The 1,163-nt window shown below is 66.0% G+C and carries 1 protein-coding gene; it reads right to left on the bottom strand.

Annotated elements, in window-relative coordinates; genetic code table 11:
* Positions 1-132: 132 nt before the first annotated feature.
* The gene (locus CWO91_RS42250) at positions 133-1,146 is read right to left on the bottom strand and encodes an IS5 family transposase (RefSeq protein ID WP_208753155.1); all 1,014 of its coding nucleotides are present in this window, start codon (positions 1,144-1,146) and stop codon (positions 133-135) included.
* Between the last annotated feature and the right edge of the window lie 17 nt (positions 1,147-1,163).

Below are 1,163 nucleotides of genomic sequence, written 5' to 3'. Positions count from 1 at the left end.
GCGAGAGCTTTGCGCAATCGGTCGCGCAGGAGTGAGGCGCGATTTCAAGGATTTTTTTGCGGCCTCGGGCGGGGCGCGAACGGTGGATCGGGGCCGTTTTCACGGCTGATCGATGGCCGTGGGCGATGGCGGTCACGCCACCCCCCTTGTCGGACGCAGCACCGCCCATCGTTTGAGGTTCATGGCGAGGCAAAGCAGACGCAGATGCGTCTGGTTGCGCGCCAAGCCCAGATAGCGAGCGCGCGCCCAGCCATAGACGACCTTGAGACGTGCGAAGACCTGCTCGACCGGCGCGCGGCGCCGCCCCACAGCGTCGTTGAAGCGCTTCTGCCGGTCGGTCAGCGGATGATGTTTATTGGGCCGGAACATCAGTCGCGGCTTGATACCCCGCGCAGCGAGCCCAGCGCGGCGCTCGTGCTTGTCATAGGCCTGGTCGGCATAGACCGCCTTCTCGTCACCGCAGATCAACTCGTCGGCCGGCACCGTGTCGTTGACCGCCGCATCGGTCAGCTTGCTGCGGCGGATAATCGCCGAGCCCTGATCGATCCCGACATGGGCCTTGTAGCCGAAGTATCGCTTGCCGCCCTTCTTAGTCCATCGCGCATCCGCATCGCGCTCGCTGTTGACCAGCTTGCTCGGCGCCCGACCGTCCGGACCGGGCGGCTGCGGATCCTTCGGCGGCTTCGGCGGCTTCACCGCCGCCGGGATCAGGCTCGCGTCGATCAACGTACCCCGGCGCAGCACCAGCCCGCGCGCCTCGATCTGGCGCAGGATCTCATCGAATAATGTCTCGTCCAGACCGGCCCGCTGCAACGTCTCTCGGAAGCGCCAGATCGTGGCGTGGTCGGGCGTCGCATCGCCCAGGACAAAGCCACAGAAATCGCGGAACGAAGCACGGTCATCCAGCGCCTCTTCAAGCTCCGGATCGGACAGTCCATACCATTGCTGCAGCAGCAGCGCCTTGAACATCATCAGCCGCGGATAAGCCGGCGCCCCGCGCTCCGGTTCCGGCAGGCCGCGCAGCACGCGCTCCACTGCTGCCCAATCGACCAGTTCGCCAATCCGCCTTAGCACCGGATTGGCTTTCCCCCGCCGCGACACCAGCGCGTCCGCAAAGCTCGGTTGCCCCACCTGCCGATATGCCATTCCCGTCCCCTCCAACC

Origin of the sequence: Bradyrhizobium genosp. SA-3, from assembly GCF_004212635.1 — a bacterium.
Classification (GTDB): Bacteria; Pseudomonadota; Alphaproteobacteria; order Rhizobiales; family Xanthobacteraceae; genus Bradyrhizobium.
This window is presented reverse-complemented; position numbering and strand designations above follow the sequence as displayed.

Excerpts from the sequence above, each read along its gene's own strand:
- CWO91_RS42250 (WP_208753155.1), bottom strand. The coding sequence starts at position 1,146 with ATGGCATATCGGCAGGTGGGGCAACCGAGCTTTGCGGACGCGCTGGTG.